The organism is Pseudomonas sp. GCM10022186, from assembly GCF_042656385.1.
Classification (GTDB): domain Bacteria; phylum Pseudomonadota; class Gammaproteobacteria; order Pseudomonadales; family Pseudomonadaceae; genus Metapseudomonas.
Genome location: NZ_JBHSOU010000044.1, coordinates 283,479 through 303,899 on the forward strand (window position 1 = coordinate 283,479; position 20,421 = coordinate 303,899).

11 protein-coding genes are annotated in these 20,421 nt (G+C 67.9%); 8 read left to right on the forward strand and 3 right to left on the reverse strand.

The features are described from left to right. Positions 1-106: 106 nt before the first annotated feature. Positions 107-919 carry an exodeoxyribonuclease III gene (xthA, locus tag ACFPU0_RS15985; protein WP_377694144.1) on the reverse strand — a complete coding sequence of 271 codons (813 nt, stop codon included), beginning with the start codon at positions 917-919 and terminating at the stop codon, positions 107-109. A gap of 132 nt (positions 920-1,051) precedes the next feature. On the opposite strand from xthA, the gene ACFPU0_RS15990 reads away from it, so the two are divergent. From ACFPU0_RS15990 to tpx, 4 genes are all read left to right on the forward strand, one after another. Continuing rightward, on the forward strand, positions 1,052-1,705 hold the full coding sequence (locus tag ACFPU0_RS15990) for a GNAT family N-acetyltransferase (protein ID WP_377694146.1): 654 nt from the start codon (positions 1,052-1,054) through the stop codon (positions 1,703-1,705). A gap of 48 nt (positions 1,706-1,753) precedes the next feature. Next, on the forward strand, positions 1,754-3,484 hold the full coding sequence (locus ACFPU0_RS15995; RefSeq protein ID WP_377694148.1) for an autotransporter assembly complex protein TamA: 1,731 nt from the start codon (positions 1,754-1,756) through the stop codon (positions 3,482-3,484). Next, complete coding sequence (locus tag ACFPU0_RS16000; protein WP_377694150.1) at positions 3,481-7,125, forward strand: translocation/assembly module TamB domain-containing protein; 3,645 nt, start codon at positions 3,481-3,483, stop codon at positions 7,123-7,125. Before ACFPU0_RS15995 ends, ACFPU0_RS16000 begins: the two co-directional genes overlap by 4 nt. A gap of 233 nt (positions 7,126-7,358) precedes the next feature. Further along, positions 7,359-7,856: a thiol peroxidase gene (tpx, locus tag ACFPU0_RS16005; RefSeq protein ID WP_377694152.1), complete on the forward strand. Its 498-nt coding sequence runs from the start codon at positions 7,359-7,361 to the stop codon at positions 7,854-7,856. 205 nt (positions 7,857-8,061) lie between these two features. Here the strand turns inward: tpx and ACFPU0_RS16010 are convergent, their stop codons facing one another. Both ACFPU0_RS16010 and ACFPU0_RS16015 read right to left on the reverse strand, forming a co-directional pair. Then, positions 8,062-9,390: a TldD/PmbA family protein gene (locus ACFPU0_RS16010; RefSeq protein WP_377694153.1), complete on the reverse strand. Its 1,329-nt coding sequence runs from the start codon at positions 9,388-9,390 to the stop codon at positions 8,062-8,064. After that, positions 9,390-10,823: a TldD/PmbA family protein gene (locus tag ACFPU0_RS16015; protein ID WP_377694155.1), complete on the reverse strand. Its 1,434-nt coding sequence runs from the start codon at positions 10,821-10,823 to the stop codon at positions 9,390-9,392. Before ACFPU0_RS16015 ends, ACFPU0_RS16010 begins: the two co-directional genes overlap by 1 nt. Before the next feature lie 167 nt (positions 10,824-10,990). Here ACFPU0_RS16015 and ACFPU0_RS16020 point away from each other — a divergent pair, with 167 nt between their 5' ends. The 4 genes from ACFPU0_RS16020 to ACFPU0_RS16035 all read left to right on the forward strand — a co-directional run bounded on the left by ACFPU0_RS16020 (position 10,991) and on the right by ACFPU0_RS16035 (position 20,070). Continuing rightward, positions 10,991-12,259, forward strand: a complete 1,269-nt coding sequence (locus tag ACFPU0_RS16020; protein WP_377694156.1) for an MdtA/MuxA family multidrug efflux RND transporter periplasmic adaptor subunit — start codon at positions 10,991-10,993, stop codon at positions 12,257-12,259. Next, positions 12,256-15,348 (forward strand): MdtB/MuxB family multidrug efflux RND transporter permease subunit, encoded by a 3,093-nt coding sequence (locus tag ACFPU0_RS16025; RefSeq protein WP_377694157.1) that lies wholly within the window; start codon positions 12,256-12,258, stop codon positions 15,346-15,348. The genes ACFPU0_RS16020 and ACFPU0_RS16025 overlap by 4 nt, the downstream gene beginning before the upstream one ends. 118 nt (positions 15,349-15,466) lie before the next feature. Continuing rightward, the gene (locus tag ACFPU0_RS16030) at positions 15,467-18,574 is read left to right on the forward strand and encodes a multidrug efflux RND transporter permease subunit (protein WP_377694159.1); all 3,108 of its coding nucleotides are present in this window, start codon (positions 15,467-15,469) and stop codon (positions 18,572-18,574) included. Continuing rightward, positions 18,571-20,070: an efflux transporter outer membrane subunit gene (locus ACFPU0_RS16035; RefSeq protein ID WP_377694161.1), complete on the forward strand. Its 1,500-nt coding sequence runs from the start codon at positions 18,571-18,573 to the stop codon at positions 20,068-20,070. Before ACFPU0_RS16030 ends, ACFPU0_RS16035 begins: the two co-directional genes overlap by 4 nt. Positions 20,071-20,421 lie beyond the last annotated feature (351 nt).

Here is a 20,421-nt window from a genome sequence, read left to right on the forward strand (position 1 = left end):
CGCAGCTGCGCGTAGGGTGGATCACGCTTCACCGATCCACCATTTCGCGCTTCACCCACACACCGATGGTGGACAGAAAAGCGCTGTCCACCCTACAGGAACGGTCTCACGCCAGCTCCAACCAGATCGGCGCATGGTCAGACGGTTTTTCCATGCCGCGCAGTTCGTAGTCGATGCCGGCGTCCTTGAGGCGGGCCTGCAGCGGCTGGCTGGCGAGGATCACGTCGATGCGCAGGCCGCGCTTGGGTTCGTCCTCGAAGCCGCGGCTGCGGTAGTCGAACCAGCTGAAACGGTCGTTCACCTCGGGGTTGAGGTGGCGGAAGCTGTCCACCAGGCCCCAGCTCTTCAGGCGCGCCAGCCACTCGCGTTCTTCCGGGAGGAAGCTGCATTTGCCGGTCTTCAACCAGCGCTTGCGGTTCTCCTCGCCTATGCCGATGTCGCAGTCTTCCGGCGAGATATTGATATCGCCCATCACTACCAGCGGCTGGCTGGGCTGGAACTGCTGTTCGAGCAGCACCTGCAGGTCGGCGTAGAAACGCTCCTTGGCGGGGAATTTCACCGGGTGGTCGCGGTTCTCTCCCTGGGGGAAGTAGCCGTTCATCACGGTCACCGGGTTGCCCTGGGCATCGGCGAAGGTGCCATAGATGAAGCGGCGCTGGGCTTCCTCGCCGTCATTGGGAAACCCCTTGAACAGGGACAGCGGCTCCTGGCGCGAGAGCAGCGCGACGCCGTAGTGGCCTTTCTGGCCGTGATAGTGGACGTGGTAGCCGAGCTGACGGATTTCCGCTTCCGGGAACTGGTCGTCGGAAACCTTGGTTTCCTGTAGGCCGATCACGTCCGGCTGGTGCTTGGCGATCAGCGCTTCCAACTGGTGGGGGCGCGCGCGCAGGCCGTTGATATTGAAAGAAACGATCTTCATCGGAAGGCATCCTGGGAAAAGGCGGATGCTAGCCCAAGGACGCCGGTCGGGCCAGTCGCGTGGCCGGTCCGGACAACTGGTGCTAATTTCCCTGTTGGCCCGACAGAACCCATAACAAATGAGGTGCCATCAATGCCCGGTTACATTCCCACCGCGCCGGTCGAGGTGCGCATGCTGGACGGCGGTTATGCCCGCGAAGCCCGTTCGTTGCTGTACCACGCCTATCGCCACGAACCCACCTTCGCCTACCTGTTCGAGGCCGAGCGCCCCGGCTACGACCAGCGGGTGCGCGCCACGGTGCGGGAGCTGGTGCAGCAGCACTTCCTGGAGGAGCTGCCGGCCATCGGCCTGCTGATGGAGGAACGTCTGGTCGGGATCGCCCTGATCGCGCCGCCGCAGCGCCGCCTGGACATCACCGAAAGCTGGGGCTGGCGCCTGCGCATGCTGCTGACCACGGGTTTCCGCTGCACCCGCCGCTACCTCGATTACCACGACGCCGTGCTTGCCTGCCTGCCGCCCGGCCCGTATCACGTGCTGCCGTTGCTGGGCATCCACCCGGAGTTCCAGGGCCGCCATCTCGGCGAGCAGCTGCTGGAGGCGCTGCACAACTGGTGCGCCGAGGACGACAGCTCCCAGGGCGTGGTGCTGGACACCGGCAACGTGCGCTACCTGGACTTCTACAAGCGCCAGGGCTACGAGGAGGTGGGGGAGGTCGCCCTGGGACCGATAGTGGAGCACGTGTTCTTCCACCCCAATCCGCGGCCGGTGATGCGCGCCAGCGGCTGACAGGCATTTACGTCGGAAGCGCCGGGTTGCCGTGTTAGCATGCCGCGCATGAATTTTTGCCAAGGATTGCGCGGGCCGCTGCTGCTGGGCCTGCTTTGTACGAGCGGGCTGGCGCTGGCCAAGGCCACGCTGGACGTGAAGGTCGACCCTGCCAACGCACCGCTGAAGGCCAATATCGAGGCCTATATCGGCGCGTTGGGCGATCGCAATGAAGAGGCCCTGCGGCGTTTCCGGCGCTCCGCCGAGGAGCAGGCGCGCCAGGCCGCACAGGCCCTGGGTTACTACCAGGCCGAGATCGACAGTCGCGTCGACGGCGGCAAGGACCCGTCCCTGCATCTGCTGGTGGTGCCCGGCGAGCCGGTGCGCCTGCGCAACGTCACCCTGCGGGTCGAGGGTGAAGCCGGCGCGCTGAAGGCCTTCCGCGTGCCCGAGAGCAAAGCCCTGAAGAGTGGCGCCCAGCTCAATCACGGCGCCTACGACGACGCCAAGAAGCTGATCCAGAACCAGGCCCTGCGCTACGGTTTCTTCGACGGCCATTTCACCCGCCAGCGCCTGGACATCGACCCGCGCGCCGGCGTCGCCGATATCGAACTGGTGTATGACAGCGGCCCCCGCTACAGCCTGGGCGCGGTCAGCTTCGATGGCGACACGCCCTTCGACCCTGACCTGCTGGCGCGGCTGGTGCCGTTCCCGGCCAATACCCCCTATGACTCCGACCAGGTGGCCAAGCTCAACCAGAACCTCCAGGCCAGCGGCTATTTCGACGAGGTGCGGGTGGACGCCAGCCCGGTGAAGGGCGGCGGCCGGGTGATTCCGGTGAAGGTCAGGCTGGCGGCGGTGAAGCCGAGCACCGTGGGGCTGGGCGTCGGTTTCTCCACCGACGTGGGGCCGCGCGCCCGCGCCAACTGGACCCGCCACTGGATCAACCCGCAGGGCCATCGCCTCGGCGCCGAGACCGAGATTTCCCCCGTGCGGCAGAACGTCGGCACCTGGTACGAGATTCCCCTGGACCCGCCGCTCACCGACACCCTGCGGTTTTCCAGCGGCCTGCAACGGGAAAACCTGGTGGACGTGGAGAGCCGCCGCTTCACCCTTGGCGGCCAGTGGCAGTCCAGGCTGCCCAGCGACTGGCTGCGGGTGGTTTCCCTGCGCTGGGAGCAGGAGACCTTCGACTTCGGCGATGGCAGCGACGATGGCCGCAGCAGCTTCCTCATCCCCGGTATCAGCTACGGGGTGACCCGCAGCGACCACAAGCTCGACCCCAATCGCGGCTATTCCCTGCAGTTCGACGTGCGTGGCGCCAAGGAGGGCATCCTCTCCGATGCCGACTTCACCTACGCCAGCGCCATGGCCAAGGGGCTCTATACCTTGCCCGGCGGCCACCGTTTGCTGGGGCGGGTGCAGGCCGGCGGTATCGCCACCACGGATTTCGACGCCATCCCGCCGTCCCTGCGCTTTTTCGCCGGCGGCGACCAGAGCGTGAGGGGCTACGACTACCAGACCCTGTCCCCGGAAGACAGCAATGGCAAGAAGGTCGGCGGCCGCTACCTGCTGGTGGGCAGCGCCGAGTACCAGTTCCCCATCGCGGAGAAGTGGCGCCTGGCGGCCTTCGTCGACCGTGGCAACGCCATGGACTCTTTCAGCGCCGCCATGAAGACCGGCGCCGGCCTCGGCGTGCGCTGGGTCTCCCCGGTGGGGCCGATCCGCCTCGACCTGGCCAAGGCCCTGGACGATCCGGGCGGCTTCCGTATCCACTTCTCCATGGGGCCCGAACTATGAGGCGTGCCCTGAAATACGGTCTCGTGGGGCTGGTCGCGATTCTGGCGGGAGCGGTGGCGATTCCGGCCGGGCTGCTGTTCACCGAGGCCGGCGGCCGCTGGTTGCTGGGCCATGTCCCGGGGCTGGAGGTGGAAGGCTTCAGCGGCAAGCTCGGTGGCCGCTGGAGTGCCACGCGGCTGTCCTGGCAGCAGGATGGCACCGCCCTGAAGCTGGAGGCGCCACTGCTGGAATGGTCCCCGGCCTGCCTGCTGCGCCGCACCCTGTGCATCGACGAACTGGCCAGCGAAAGCGTTTTCCTCGACCTGCCGCCGTCGCAACCCGATGCGGACCAAGGCCCCATCAGCCTGCCGGAGCTGCGGTTGCCGCTGGCCCTGCAAATCGGCCAGGTGCGCATCGGCCGCTTCGTCCTCGACGGCGACGACCAACTGCAGCAGTTGGACCTGGTGGCCCGCTGGCAGGCCGATGGCCTGCAGGTGGAGCGCCTCAGCCTGCGCCGCGATGACCTGGCCCTGGAACTGCAGGGCAACCTGCGCCCCGAGGGCGGCTGGCCGCTGACCCTGCAGGGCACCCTGCAGTTGCCGGCACCGGGGGAGATTCCCTGGAAGCTGGCGCTCGAGGCCGAAGGCGACCTGCAGGCGGTGCTCAAGCTCCAGGCCGACAGCAGCGGCTATCTGGACGGCCGCCTGGAGGCCGAGCTGCGCCCGCTGGCGGAGAGCCTGCCGGCCAGCGCCACCTTGCGCGCCGATGGCTTCAAGGCCGGCGCCGACCTGCCGGATACCCTGATCCTCAACCAGCTGACGCTGACCGCCAAGGGCGACCTCGAGGCCGGCTACGCCGTGCAGGGCAACGCCAGCCTGCCGGGAGAAGGCGGCGCGGTGGCCCTGGCGCTTGCCGGCCGCGTCGATGCCAGGGGGGCGGACATCCAGCAACTGCAACTCACCGGCGAGCCGCAGCAGACCCTCGCCTTGCAGGGGCGGGTCGACTGGCAGCAGGCCCTGGCAGTAGACAGCCGCCTGCAATGGCGCGACTTCCCCTGGCAGCGGCTGTTCCCCCAGGAGCAACCGCCGCCAGTGGAGTTGCAGCAGCTTGACGCCGAAGTGCGCTATGCCGAGGAGCGCTACCAGGGACGCTTCGACGCCGGCCTCAAGGGCCCGGCCGGCGATTTCAGCCTGGCCAGCCCGGTGACCGGCGACCTGGCCAGCGTCACCCTCGCCGATCTGCAGCTCAAGGCCGGCCAGGGCAGGGCCCAGGGCCAGGTGAAGGTCGACTTTGCCAATGGCGTCGGCTGGGATAGCCGCCTGGCCCTGAGCGAGCTCGACCCTTCCTACTGGCTGGCCGAGCTGCCGGGCAAACTGGCCGGCCAGCTGCAGAGCAAGGGTGCCTGGCGTGAGCAGCGCCTGGAGCTCGACGCCGACCTCGACCTCAAGGGGCAACTGCGTGGCCAGGCGGCGGTGCTCCAGGCCAAGGCCGCGGGTGCCGGCGAACGCTGGGAGCTGAATACCCTGCAGGTGCGCCTCGGGGACAACCGCATCGAAGGCCGGGCCCGCCTGGACCAGAAGCTCAGCGGCCAGCTCGATCTCGCCCTGAACCGCCTCGGCCAGCTCTGGCCGAAGCTGTTCGGCAAGCTCCAGGGCCGCCTCGACCTGGCCGGCACCCTGCAGGCGCCGCAAGGCACGCTGGCATTGGCTGGCGAACGCATGGGCCAGGGCGACAACCGCCTCGAGCGCCTCAAGCTGGATGCCCGACTGGATGCGGCCCAGCGTGGCCGCGTGCAGCTGCAGGCGGACGGCCTGGCCTCCGGCGACAACGCGTTCGGCACCCTGACCGCCGAGGGTTCCGGTGACCGGGTGCGCCAACAGCTGGAACTCAACCTCAAGGGGCCGATGCTGGACCTGTTGCTGGCCCTGGACGGCAAGCTGGAACGCGGTAGCTGGCGCGGCCGCCTGGCCCGGGGGGAGGTCCAGGCCGGCGGCCAGGACTGGCGCCTGGAAGCGCCAGCGAAGCTGGAGCGCCTGGCCGATGGCAAGCTGAACTTTGGCTCCCACTGCTGGCGTGCCGGCCCGGCGAGCCTGTGTGGCGGCGAACAGCGCCTGATGCCGGAGCCCAGGCTGGACTACCGCCTGCGGGATTTCCCCCTGGCCAGCCTGGCGCGCTGGCTGCCGGCGGATTTCGCCTGGCAGGGCCAGCTGAATGCGGACATCAAGCTGGACGTGCCTGCCAGCGGCCCCAATGGCCGCATCACCCTGGATGCCGGCAGTGGCGTGCTGCGTCTGAAAGAGGAGGACCGCTGGGTCGATTTCCCCTACCAGCGCCTGCTGCTGGACAGCACCCTGCGCCCGCAGCGCATCGACAGCCAGCTGAGCTTCCAGGGCCAGGGCCTCGGCCAACTGCAACTGAATGCGAACATCGACCCGCGCCCGGCGAACAAGCCGCTCTCCGGCCAGTTCCGCCTGGATGGGCTGGACCTCGCGGTGCTGCGCCCCTTCGTGCCCAAGGTGGAGCGATTGGAAGGCCGCTTGCAGGGCGCCGGCAGCCTCAGCGGCACCCTGCAAGCACCCTATGTACTGGGCAACCTGCGCCTTGGCGACGGTCGCATCGGCGGTGGCGACCTGCCCATGAGTTTCGAGGCCCTTGGCCTGGAGGCCCGCATCGCCGGCGAGAGCCTGGACCTGTCGGGCCAGTGGCGCAGCGGCGAGCAGGGGCAGGGCAGCCTGTCCGGCAGCCTGGCCTGGAGGCAGGGGCTGGACCTCGACCTGACGCTGCGCGGCTCGCGCCTGCCGCTGGTGGTGGAGCCCTACGCCAACCTCGAAGTGGCGCCGGACCTGCGCATCGGCCTGGTTGGCGAGCGTCTGGCGGTGGCCGGCAAGGTGCTGGTGCCGCGTGGCAAGATCAAGGTCCGCGAGTTGCCGCCCCAGGCGGTCAAGGTCTCGCCGGACGCCCGGGTGGTGGGCGAGCAGCAGGCGGAACAGCAGCCGCTGCAGATGGACATGGACGTGGATGTGGAAGTCGGCCAGGAGCGTCTGCAGTTTTCCGGCTTCGGCCTGACGGCGGACCTCCAGGGCCATCTCAAGGTGGGCGACAACCTCACTGGCCGAGGTGAACTGGTGCTGAAGAACGGCCGCTACCGCGCCTACGGCCAGCGCCTCGACCTGCGCCGGGCACGCCTGCTGTTCGCCGGCCCGCTGGACCAGCCCTACCTGGATGTGGAAGCGGTGCGCAGGGTGGGCGACGTCACTGCCGGCCTGCGCCTGAATGGCCGCGCCGACGAGCCCACCACCGAGGTCTTCTCCAACCCGGCCATGAGCCAGGAACAGGCGCTGTCCTACCTCATCCTCGGCCGCCCGCTGAACAGCGAGGGCGATGGCAATGCCGTGGGCCGCGCGGCCCTGGCCATGGGACTGTCCGGCAGCGCGCCGCTGACCAGCGAGCTGGCCCAGCGCCTCGGCCTCAAGGACCTGCAGCTGGATGACGATGGCGCCGTCGGGCAGATCACCGAGCGCCTGAGCGTCCGCTATGGCCTCGGCGTGGTGGATTCCACCAGCGTGGTGGCGCTGCGCTACGAGCTGACCAAGCGCCTCTACCTGGAAGCCGCCAGCGGCCTGGCCAGTTCCCTGGACCTGTTCTACAAGCGGGATTTCTAGGAGATGGGGCAGCTGTGCTGCCCTTTGGCGAATGAATTCGCCCCTACAAGGCTCTGCGCCGACCTCTGTAGGGGCGACTTCAGTCGCCAAGCAGGACGAAGTTCTGCCATGCCAGGCCAATGCGCTAGCATTCAGTCGATTCTTCCGGCGCTGGCGAACGTCAGGACAATTTCCCCGCCCCGTGATTAACTCAGCGCTTTCCTGCAACACCACCTAGAACAAGGACCCATGCAATGGCTCAAGTAACCCTCAAGGGCAACCCGATCAACGTCGATGGCCAGCTGCCGCAGGCAGGCCAGCAGGCCCCGGCGTTCAGCCTGGTCGGTGGCGACCTGTCCGACGTGACCCTGGCCAGCCTGAGCGGCAAGCGCAAGGTACTGAACATTTTCCCGAGCATCGACACCCCCACCTGCGCCACTTCCGTGCGCAAGTTCAACGTCGAAGCCAGCAAGCTGCCCAACACCGTGGTGCTGTGCATTTCCGCCGACCTGCCGTTCGCCCAGAAGCGCTTCTGCGGGGCTGAAGGCCTGGACAACGTGGTCAACCTGTCCACCATGCGTGGCGCCAATTTCCTCAAGGACTACGGCGTGGCCATCGCCAGCGGCCCGCTGGTCGGCGTAGCCGCTCGCGCCGTGGTGGTGCTGGACGAGAACGACAAGGTGCTGCACAGCGAATTGGTGGGCGAGATCGCCGACGAGCCGAACTACGCGGCGGCCATCGCCGTCCTGTAAAGGGATGGTGGAATGAAGAAGGGAGGCCGATGGCCTCCCTTTTTCGTGTGGGAGCGAATTCATTCGCGATCGAATTGCTCCTACGTTCGGCAGCATGGGGGCTCTTTGATGGGTTTCGCTGCGCTCTACCCATCCTACGGTTGTAGGTTCGCAGGATGGTGCGGGCGGCGCTCCGCTAGAGCGCAGCGAAACCCAAAACCCCCCTCTACAACGTCAGCTTCAACCTCCCCACCAACGCCCCCGGCAACAGCGCCGACACGGTCTGGCGTTCGCCGTAGGTGCTGCTGGACAGGCGTAGCTGGCGCTCCATGGTCAGGGCTTCCAGCTGCTCGCCAAACAGGCTGAACAGGCTGTCGTCGAAGCGCATGCTGTCCACCGGCGCCTGGATCCGGCCGTCCTCCACCCAGAAGGTGGCGAAGCGGGTCATGCCGGTCAGGCGCGCGGCGGGCAGGTCGGACCAGTTCAGGTACCAGAGGTTGCCGATATAGAGGCCAGTGCCCAGGCGTGCCAGAACCTGGTCCAGGGGCAGGGTGCCGGCCCCCATCACCAGGGACTGGGGGGCTTCGTTGGCATCGGCGCAGTTGGCGGCCAGTCCGTATTCGCGAGCACTGCGGGGATAGACCAGCTGCCCGGCCAACCGGCCGTCGCGCACCAGGGCCACGTCGCTGCGTGGTGCGCCTTCCGGGCCGAAGGCCGGGGACAGGGCGCCGGCCACCTGTTCGTCCAGGTTCAGCAGCGGGCTGAAGCGGGCGCTGCCGTCCTGCAGGCGTTGCAGCGGGCTTTCCTTGTCGGCCAGGGCGCGGGCGGAGAACCCGCCCCAGGCGAGCATGCCCAGAACCTCGTCCAGCGCGGCCGGGGCCAGGTAGGCGCGGTAGTCGCCGGGCTGCAGGTGGCGCAACGGCTTGCCCAGGTGCTCCAGTTGCTGGCGCGCGCTGGCGAAGCGGCTGGCGAATTCGGCGGCATCCCAGCGGGTGCCGGCATAGTCCGCCTTCACCGCCTGCTGGTTGGCGTGGAACAGGCTCCAGTCGAAATTGAAGCAGTTCGCGGCGTGCCAGCCGAACGCGCCGAAGCTGTTGGCGAAGCCCCGATAGAGTGGGCCGGCGGCGTAGATTCCTACCAGGTCGAGCCCCTTGGCGGCGCCGTCGATTTCCGCCAGGACCGTGGCGCCGTCTGGCAGGCTGGCCACCTCCGCCGAGCGCCGGTGCCAGGCCGAGCGTTCCAGTTGCAGGTAGGGGTCGGGCGGCAACTGGCCGATGACCAGCCGCAGCTGCACCAGGCCGTCGGCCAGGAGCTGGCGGTCGCTTTCCAGGTCGCCGCCGAGGGTGATGGCGAGTTCCGCGCTGCGCTCCTCGCGGATCAACCGCAGGCGCCCGGTGGCCTGGGTCACATGGCCGGCCTGGCGCACCCGGGCGCGGTTGAAGCGGATGAACTCGGACTCCTCGGCGCTGTACCAGAGGCTGAAGTCCTCGCCTGGCTGCAGACTGGCGCCGAGGTTTTCGGCCAGGGCGGTGAAGCGGGATTCGGCGTCGGCCATCACTGGTCACCTCCAAAGACTTCCACCTGTCTGAACACGCAGGCCGGCGAGGCATGGCCCACGCGCGCCACCTGGTTGGGCTCGCCCTTGCCGCAGTACGGTGTGCCATGCACCTCGAAGGTGCTGGCATCGCCCACCGCCGCCAGGCTGCGCCAGAAGTGGGCGGACACGCCACGGTAGTTGGGGTTCTTCACCACGCCCTTGAGTTCGCCGTTCTCGATCACCCGGCCCCATTCGCAGCCGAACTGGAACTTGTTGCGCGCATCGTCGATGGACCAGGAGCGGTTGGTGCTCATCAGCACGCCACGCTCGATACCGCCGATCAGTTGGGCCAGGCTCTGGTCACCCGGCTCCAGGTTGAGGTTGGCCATGCGGTCGATGGGCGCGCGGTTCCAGCTGTTCGCCCGGCTGTTGGCCACGCCCGGCAGGCCGCTGCGATATTGCGACAGGGCGCCGCCCAGGGGGCGTAGCAGCAGGCCGTCCTTGATGAGCATTTCCTTGTGCGCAGGCGTGCCGTCGTCATCGTGACTGTAACTGGCCAACTCTTCGGGGACCCCGGGGTCGAAGCTGATGTTCAGCAGCCCCGAGCCGTACTGGTAGCGGCCGAAGTCTTCCAGGCCGATGAAGCTGGTGCCGGCGTAATTGCGCTCGTCGCCGAGGATGCGGTCCAGCTCCAGCGGATGGCCGATGGATTCGTGGATCTGCAGCGTCATCTGGTCGGGCATCAGCAGCAGATCGGTGACGCCGCTGGGGGTATTGGGGGCCAGCAGCAGTTGCAGCGCCTCGTCCGCCACCCGCGCCGCCGCGCCGGCGAAGCCGAGGCGCTGGAGCACCTCGCTGCCGCCCTGCTGGCCACTGTGGTAGCCGCTGAAGCTGCGGGTCTGGCTGTCGCTGCCGTCGAAGGCGGTGACGCTGATGCCGGGGTAGGTGAAGCGCAGGTCCTGCCATTGTTCGGCGCCGGTGCTGTTGAGATAGAGCTGCTCATGACGCTCGCTGGCGAGAAAGAGGTTCCAGTTGACCAGGCGCGGGTCGGCGGGAATGTGGGCCGATTCCTCGGCCAACAGCTCGAAGCGTTCGGCCAGGCTCGGAAAGGGCTTGTCCAGCCCTGGCGACCGGTACTCGGCGCTGCCCCGGGGCGGTTCCAGGCGGCTCTGGTCCACCAGGGCGTAGCGGGCGATCCGGCGGGCCAGTTCTTCCGCCCGCTCCAGCGCCCGTTGCAGGCCTGCGAGGCTGAGGTCGGCGGTGGCGGCGTAGGCTTCCACGCCGGCCAGGCGCACACTGAGCATGGCGCCCAGGTCACTGCCCAGGGACGGCGGTTCGGCGACGCCGCGGCGCAGCATGGCCCGCTCGGCGGTCTGGCGGACAATGCGCAGGGAGTGGAATTCGGCGCGGGTAGTGAGGTCGGCGAAACGCTGCCGGAAACATTCGAACACGGAATTCTCCCGGATCGGTGACATCGCTGTTGGCAGTACGCGGACGGCGCCCGCCAATCATCAGAATAGTAAGGCGCGTAAGCCCTAGGTAAATAGCCGGTAAATTGACTTTGCCTTCAGCTTTCAACTGCTTATCGTTCACGCTCTCGCACAGCTCGACCTGAATCATGTCCCCTATCACTGAGAAAACCTCCAAATCCCGTTCCGTCCGCCACTGGCTGACCATCGCCATCGCGTTGCTGGCGCTCCTCGCCCTGATCTGGTGGCTCTGGCCGGAAACCGCCGCCAAGCCCGGCCAGCAGGGCGGAAGAGGGGGCGCGGGCCGTCCGGGCTTCGGCGCCTTTTCCGGCCCGGTGCCGGTACGCGTGGCCACCATCACCCAGGGCGACTTCCCGGTCTACCTCAAGGCTCTGGGTACCGTGACCGCGCTGAACACTGTGAATGTGCGCGGCCGCGTCGACGGCGAGCTGGTCAAGCTGCAGTTCGAGGAAGGCCAGCAGGTCAAGGCCGGCGACCTGCTGGCGGTGATCGACCCGCGCCCCTACCAGGTGGCGCTGCAGCAGGCCGAAGGCACCCTGGCGCAGAACCGCGCCCAGCTGAAGAACGCCGAGATCGACCTGGCGCGCTATCGCGGCCTCTACGCCGAGGACAGCATCGCCAAGCAGACCCTGGACACCCAGGAGGCGCTGGTGGCGCAGTATCGCGGCACCATCAAGACCAACGAGGCGGCGGTGGCCGAGGCCAGGCTGAACCTCGGCTTCACCCAGGTGCGCGCGCCCATCGCCGGCCGCCTCGGCCTGCGCCAGGTGGACCTGGGCAACCTGGTCAGCAGCGGCGATACCACGCCGCTGGTGGTGATCACCCAGACCAGACCCATCAGCGTCGCCTTCACCCTGCCCGAAGGCGAGCTGCCGCAGGTGGTTGGCCGCTTCCGCGCCGGCCAGTCCCTGGTGGTCGAGGCCTGGGACCGGGGCGACAAGGTCAAGCAGGCCGAAGGCGTGCTGCAGAGCCTGGACAACCAGATCGACACCACCACCGGCACCCTGAAGCTGAAGGCGCGTTTCGCCAACGACGACGAAGCCCTGTTCCCCAACCAGTTCGTCAACATCCGCCTGCGCGCCGAGCTGCTGCCGCAGGCCGTGCTGATTCCCTCGGCGGCCGTGCAGTTCGGCAGCCAGGGCACCTTCGCCTACGTGATGGACGGCGAGAAGAAAGTGAAGGTGCGCAAGCTGGAAACCGGCCCGGACGACGGCGAGCGCACCGTGGTGAAGAGTGGCCTGCAGCCGGGCGAGCGAGTGGTGCTGGAAGGTACCGATCGCCTGCGCGATGGCAGCGAGGTGGAAGTGGTGCACGATGCCGACGAGGTGCCCGCCCAGCCCAGCGAGCAACTGCAAGGCGCCAAGCCTGAAGGCCAGGACGCGAAAGGCGGCGTATGAACCTCTCCCGCCTGTTCATCCTGCGACCGGTCGCCACCACCCTGAGCATGCTGGCGATCCTCCTCGCCGGCCTGATCGCCTACCGCCTGCTGCCGGTTTCCGCGCTGCCGGAGGTGGACTACCCGACCATCCGCGTCCTCACCCTCTATCCCGGCGCCAGCCCGGACGTGATGACCAGCGCCGTCACCGCGCCGCTGGAACGCCAGTTCGGGCAGATGCCGGGGCTGACCCAGATGTCCTCCACCAGCTCCGGCGGGGCCTCGGTGATCACCCTGCGCTTCAGCCTGGAGGTGAAGCTGGACGTCGCCGAGCAGGAGGTGCAGGCGGCGATCAACGCGGCCACCAACCTGCTGCCCGACGACCTGCCGGCGCCGCCGGTGTACAACAAGGTCAACCCCGCCGACACGCCGGTGCTGACGCTCGCCATCAGCTCGAAGACCATGCCGCTGCCCAAGCTGCATAACCTGGTGGACACCCGCATGGCGCAGAAGCTGGCGCAGATCAGCGGCGTGGGCATGGTCAGCATCGCCGGCGGCCAGCGCCAGGCGGTGCGCATCCGCGTCAACCCCGAGGCCCTGGCGGCCAACGGCCTGAACCTGTCGGACGTGCGCAGCCTGGTGGGCGCCTCCAACGTCAACCAGCCCAAGGGCAACTTCGACGGCCCGACCCGCGTCTCCATGCTGGACGCCAACGACCAGCTGAAATCCGCCGAGGAATACGCCAACCTCATCCTCTCCTACAACAACGGCGCTGCCCTGCGCCTGAAGGATGTCGCCGAGATAGTCGACGGCGCCGAGAACGAGCGCCTGGCTGCCTGGGCCAACCAGAACGAGGCGGTGCTGCTGAACATCCAGCGCCAGCCCGGCGCCAACGTGATCGAGGTGGTCGACCGCATCCAGGCACTGCTGCCGGCGATGACCGCCAACCTGCCGGCGGGCCTGGACGTGGTGGTGCTCACCGACCGTACCCAGACCATCCGCGCCGCCATCACCGACGTGCGGCACGAGCTGTTCCTGGCGGTCGCCCTGGTGGTGATGGTGACCTTCCTCTTCCTGCGCCGGATGAGCGCCACCATCATCCCGTCCGTCGCCGTGCCGCTGTCCCTGGTGGGCACCTTCGCGGTGATGTACCTGGCCGGCTTCTCCATCAACAACCTGACCCTGATGGCCCTGACCATCGCCACCGGCTTCGTGGTGGACGACGCCATCGTCATGCTGGAGAACATCGCCCGCCACCTGGAGGAGGGCGAGACGCCGCTCAATGCCGCGCTCAAGGGGGCGAAGCAGATCGGTTTCACCCTGATCTCGCTGACCTTCTCGCTGATCGCGGTGCTGATCCCGCTGCTGTTCATGGCCGACGTGGTGGGCCGGCTGTTCCGCGAGTTCGCCATCACCCTGGCGGTGGCCATCCTGATTTCCCTGGTGGTGTCCCTGACCCTGACGCCGATGATGTGCGCGCGCCTGCTCAAGCGGGAGAAGAAAGAGGAGGAGGGCGGTTTCTACAAGGCCGCCGGCGACTTCATCGACGGCATGATCGCCAGTTATGGCCGCGGCCTGACCTGGGTGCTCAGGCACCAGGGCCTGACCCTGCTGGTGGCCGTGGGGACCCTGGCGCTCACCGTGGTGCTCTACCTCGCCGTGCCCAAGGGCTTCTTCCCGGTCCAGGACACCGGCGTCATCCAGGGCATCACCGAGGCGCCGCAGTCGGTGTCCTTCCGTTCCATGAGCGAGCGCCAGCAGAAGGTCGCAGCGCTGATCCTCAAGGACCCGGCGGTGGCCAGCCTGACCTCCTACATCGGCGTGGATGGGGACAACGTCACCCTCAACAGCGGCCGCATGCTGATCAACCTGAAGCCCCATGGCGAGCGCGACGTCACCGCCAGCGAGGTGATCCAGCGCCTGCAGCCGGAGCTGGACCGGCAGAGCGACATCCGCCTGTTCCTGCAGCCGGTGCAGGACCTGACCATCGAGGATCGGGTCAGCCGCACCCAGTTCCAGTTCAGCCTGGAATCCCCCGACGCCGACCTGCTCAACCAGTGGACCGGCAAGCTGGTGGACGCCCTGCGCCAGCAGCCGGAGCTGTCCGACGTGGCCAGCGACCTGCAGGACAAGGGCCTGCAGGTGTACCTGAACATCGACCGCGACATGGCCGGTCGCCTGGGGGTGGAAATCTCCGCCATCACCGACGCGCTCTACGACGCCTTCGGCCAGCGGCAGATCTCCACCATCTTCACCCAGGCCAGCCAGTACCGCGTGGTGCTGGAATCCGCCGCCGGCGAAGCGATAGGCCCGCAGGCGCTGCAACAGATCCATGTCGCCAACCGCGATGGCGGACAGGTCCCGCTGTCCGCCCTGGCCAAGGTGGAGGAGCGCCAGACCCAGTTGGCGATCAACCATATCGGCCAGTTCCCGGCGGTGACCCTGTCCTTCAACCTGGCGCCCGGCGTGGCCCTGGGCGAGGCGGTGGCGGTGATCGAGCGGGTGCAGCAGGAAATCGGCATGCCCGAGGGCATCCAGACGCGCTTCCAGGGCGCGGCGGCGGCCTTCCAGGCCTCGTTGTCCAGCACCCTGCTGCTGATCCTCGCCGCGGTGGTGACCATGTACATCGTGCTGGGCGTGCTCTACGAGAGCTACATCCACCCGGTGACCATCCTCTCCACGCTGCCCTCGGCGGGCGTCGGCGCCCTGCTGGCGCTGCTGCTCACCGGCAACGACCTGGGCCTGATCGCCATCATCGGTATCATCCTCTTGATCGGCATCGTCAAGAAGAACGCGATCATGATGATCGACTTCGCCCTGGAGGCCGAACGCAACCAGGGCATGAGCCCGGAGGCGGCCATCTACCAGGCGGCGCTGCTGCGCTTCCGACCGATCCTGATGACCACCCTGGCCGCGTTGTTCGGCGCCATCCCGCTGATGCTCGCCACCGGCTCCGGCGCCGAACTGCGCCAGCCGCTCGGCCTGGTGATGGTCGGCGGCCTGCTGCTGTCCCAGATCCTCACCCTGTTCACCACGCCGGTGATCTACCTGTTCTTCGATCGGCTCTCGCGGCGGATGACGGGCCGCAGCGCGGCGGGGGTGGCGGTATGAGAGCGGCGAGCTTGAAGCCGGAAGCCGGAAGCTGGAAGCAGAAGAGCGGCGGCGCCGGGGCGGGACTTTTGCTTCCGGCTTCAAGCTTCAAGCTTCCCGCTAGTAGCGGAGCGTACCGATGAATCTCTCCGCCCCCTTCATCCACCGCCCCGTCGCCACCATGCTGCTGAGCCTGGCGATCCTGTTGCTGGGCAGCGTCAGCTTCGGCCTGCTGCCGGTGTCGCCGCTGCCACAGATGGACTTCCCGGTGATCACCGTGCAGGCCAGCCTGCCCGGTGCCAGCCCGGAGATCATGGCCTCCAGCGTCACCACGCCGCTGGAGCGGTCCCTCGGCACCATCGCCGGCATCAACCAGATGACCAGCCGCACCAGCCAGGGCTCGACGCGGATCATCGTGCAGTTCGACCTGGACCGCGATATCAACGGCGCCGCCCGCGACGTGCAGGCGGCCATCAATGCCTCGCGCAACCTGCTGCCCAGCGGCATGCGCAGCATGCCCACCTACAAGAAGGTCAACCCGTCCCAGGCGCCGATCATGGTGCTGTCGCTGACCTCCGACGTGAAGGAAAAAGGCGAGCTCTACGACCTCGCGTCCACCATCCTGGCGCAGAGCCTGTCCCAGGTCAGGGGCGTGGGCGAGGTGCAGATCGGCGGCAGCTCCCTGCCGGCGGTGCGGGTGGAACTGGAGCCGCAACTGCTGACCCAGTACGGCATCGCCCTGGACGACGTGCGCAGCAGCATCGCCGCCGCCAACCAGCGCCGCCCCAAGGGTGCGGTGGAAGACGCCGGCCGTCACTGGCAGGTGGGCGCCAACGACCAGCTGGAGAAGGCCGCCGACTACGCGCCGCTGATCATCCGCTACCAGGATGGCGCCGCCCTGCGCCTGGGCGACGTGGCCAAGGTCCGCGACGCGGTGGAGGACCGCTACAACAGCGGCTTCTTCAACGACGACTCGGCGGTGCTGCTGGTGATCAACCGCCAGGCCGGCGCCAACATCATCGAGACCATCGAAAGCATCAAGCAGCAGCTGCCCGCGCTGCAGGCGGTGCTGCCGGCCAGCGTCAAGCTGGACCTGGCGATGGACCGCTCGCCGGTGATCCGCGCCACGCTGCACGAAGCCGAGCGCACCCTGCTGATCGCCGTGTCGCTGGTGATCCTGGTGGTCTACCTGTTCCTCGGCAACCTGCGCGCCTCGCTGATTCCCGCGCTGGCGGTGCCGGTGTCGCTGGTGGGGACCTTCGCGGTGATGTACCTGATGGGCTTCTCCCTGAACGTGCTCTCGCTGATGGCGCTGATCCTCGCCGCCGGCCTGGTGGTGGACGACGCCATCGTGGTGCTGGAGAACATCTCGCGGCACATCAACGACGGCATGGCGCCGTTCAAGGCGGCGCTGCAGGGCACCCGCGAGGTGGGCTTCACCCTGTTGTCGATGAACCTCTCGCTGGTGGCGGTGTTCGTCTCCATCCTGTTCATGGGCGGCATCATCGACCGGCTGTTCCGCGAGTTCTCCCTGACCCTGGCGGTGGCCATCCTGGTCTCGCTGCTGGTGTCCCTGACCCTCACGCCCATGCTCTGCGCGCGTTGGCTGAAACCCCACGTGCCGGACAGGGACAGCCGCCTGCAACGCTGGAGCGAGGCGCTGCACCAGCGCATGGTCGGCGCCTACGACCGCACCCTGGGTGTGGCCCTGCGCCATCCGCGCCTGACCCTGGCCAGCCTGCTGCTGACGATCGCCTGCAACGTTGCGCTCTATGTGCTGGTGCCCAAGACCTTCCTGCCGCAGCAGGACACCGGCCAGCTGATCGGCTTCATCCGCGGCGACGACGGCCTGTCCTTCAGCGTGATGCAGCCGAAGATGGAAATCTTCCGTCGCGCGGTGCTCAAGGACCCGGCGGTGGAAAGCGTGGCCGGCTTCATCGGTGGCAGCGGCGGGATCAACAACGCCTTCATGATCGTGCGCCTGAAGCCCATCGCCGAACGCAGGGTGTCGGCGCAGAAAGTCATCGAGCGCCTGCGCGCCAACCTGCCCAAGGTGCCCGGCGGCCGGCTGATGCTGATGGCCGACCAGGATCTGCAGTTCGGCGGCGGCCGCGAGCAGCGCAGCTCGCAATACGAGTACGTGCTGCAGTCCGGCGAGCTGGCCGACCTGCGCACCTGGGGCCCGAAAGTCACCGCTGCGCTCAAGTCCCTGCCGGAGCTCACCGCCATCGACGCCAACGAAGGGGAGGGCGCCCAGCAGATCACCCTGCAGGTGGACCGTGACACCGCCAAGCGCCTGGGCGTGGACATGGCCATGGTCAGCTCGGCGCTGAACAACGCCTACAGCCAGCGGCAGATCTCCACCATCTACGACACCCTGAACCAGTACCAGGTGGTGATGGAGGTCAACCCGAAGTACGCCCAGGACCCGGAAACCCTCAAGCAGGTCCAACTGATCACCGCCGACGGCCAGCGCGTGCCGCTGTCCAGCTTCGCCCGCTACGAGCGCAGCCTGGAGGAAGATCGGGTCAACCATGAGGGCCAGTTCGCCTCGGAAAGCATCGCTTTCGACCTGGCGCCCGGCGTCAGCCTGGACAAGGCCACCCTGGCCATCGAGAAGGCGGTGGCCGCCATCGGCCTGCCCAGCTCGGTGATCGCGCGCATGGGCGGCAGCGCCGATGCCTTCAAGGCCACCCAGCAGAACCAGCCCTGGATGATCCTCGCCGCCCTGGTGCTGGTGTACCTGGTGCTGGGCATCCTCTACGAGAGCTACATCCACCCGCTGACCATCCTCTCCACGCTGCCTTCGGCGGGCGTCGGCGCGCTGCTGGCGATCCTGCTCACCGGTGGGGAATTCAGCCTGATCTCGCTGCTGGGGCTGTTCCTGCTGATCGGCGTGGTGAAGAAGAACGCCATCATGATGATCGACCTCGCCCTGCAACTGGAGCGCCAGGATGGGATGTCCCCGGACGAGTCCATCCGCCAGGCCTGCCTGCTGCGCCTGCGGCCGATCCTGATGACCACCATCGCCGCCATCCTCGGCGCCGTGCCGCTCCTGATCGGCGGTGCCGAGGGCGCGGAAATGCGCCAGCCCCTGGGCCTGGCCATCATCGGCGGCCTGGTGCTGAGCCAGTTGCTGACCCTCTACACCACCCCCGTGGTCTACCTCTACCTCGACCGCCTGCGCCATCGCTTCAACCGCTGGCGCGGCGTGCGTACCGACGCCGCCCTGGAAACACCGCTATGAACACCGCCGCACTTCCCGTCAAACCCCTGCGCCGCGCCCTGGCCCTGGCCCTTGCCGGCCTGCTGCTCGGCGGCTGCGCCATAGGCCCGGATTACCAGCGACCGGAGCAGAGCGTGCCCGCGCAGTTCAAGCACGCCGAAGGCTGGACCCTGGCCAGCCCGGCGGACCTGGAGCACCGCGGCCGTTGGTGGGAGCTATACGGCGACGCCACCCTCGACGACCTGCAGCGGCGCCTGGAGGCCTCCAACCAGACCCTGGCCCAGTCGGTCGCCCAGTACCGCCAGGCCCAGGCGCTGGCCCGTGGCGCCCGCGCCTCGTTCTTCCCAACGGTGACCGCCGCCACCAGCAAGACCCGTTCGGGGCAGGGCGGTGGCAGCAGCACGGTGCGCCTGTCCGACGGCTCCACCGTGACCAGCTCCGGGGGCGGCGGCGTGTCCAAGAGCTATGACGCCAGCCTCGGGGTGAACTGGGAGATCGATCTCTGGGGCAAGCTGCGCCGGCAACTGGAGGCCGACACCGCGAGCATGCAGGCCAGCGCCGCCGACCTGGCCGCCGTGCGCCTCAGCCTGCAGTCGGAGCTGGCGCAGAATTACCTGCAGCTACGTGTGCTCGACGCCCAGAAGCGCCTGCTGGAGGCCACCATTGCCGCCTATCAGCGCGCCCTGACCCTCACCGAGAACCAATACAAGGCCGGCATAGTCACCCGCGCCGATGTGGCCCAGGCCACCACCCAGCTGAAGAGCACCCAGGCCCAGGCCATCGACCTCAAGTACCAGCGCGCGCAGCTGGAGAACGCCATCGCCGTACTGGTGGGCCTGCCGCCGGCGGAGTTCAGCCTGGCCGAGGTGGACAGCGTGCCGGCGCTGCCGGAAGTGCCGACCCTGCTGCCGTCGCAATTGCTGGAGCGGCGCCCGGACGTGGCCACCGCCGAACGCGACGTGATGGCCGCCAACGCGCAGATCGGCGTCGCCAAGGCCGCCTGGTTCCCCAGCCTCAGCCTGAGCGCCGCCGGCGGCTATCGCAGTGGCAGCCTGCAGGACTGGATCACCACGCCCAACCGCTTCTGGTCCATCGGTCCGGAATTCGCCATGACCCTGTTCGACGGCGGCCTGATCCGTTCCCAGGTGGACCAGGCCGAAGCCAGCTACGACCAGACCGTGGCCGCCTACCGCCAGACCGTGCTCGACAGCTTTCGCGAGGCCGAGGACTACATGGTCCAGCTCGACGTGCTGGAAGAGGAGAGCGGGGTGCAGCAGGAAGCCCTGGACGCCGCCCGCGAGGCCCTGCGCCTGGTCACCAACCAGTACCGTGCCGGCACCGTGGACTACAACAGCGTGGTCACCAACCAGGCCACCGCACTGAACAACGAACGCACCGTCCTGACCCTGATGGGCACCCGCCTGACCACCAGCGTCCAGCTGATCGCCGCCCTGGGCGGTGGCTGGGCGCAGGGGCAGTTGGAGAAGGTGGATTCGGATTCCGAAACCCTGCCGTAGGTTAGGGCGGGAATTTCGCTGGGGTAGGGTGGATAGCGCTTTTCTATCCACCAATGGCGGTGGAAATCCCACTCGTGGATTTCCACCCTACGAGGCTGCCTTTCTGTGGGGGCGAATTCATTGGCTATGTCTGCATTAAATGTTGCTAGAACGTCCTGAGCCAAGCTGATTATCGAGCGGACGGCGAGTCCCTTTCTCAAACGTCGGGATGCCGCACCACAGAAAGGAACCAAAGCGCTTGCCCCTACATCCGGCCCCGGCTTCGCCGGGGTGACCAGCCTTCGGCTGTTACTGCGTTTCCCTCGCTCCATCGTTGCGCCGGGGGCCCGGCGTGAGGGGCCATCCCTGGCC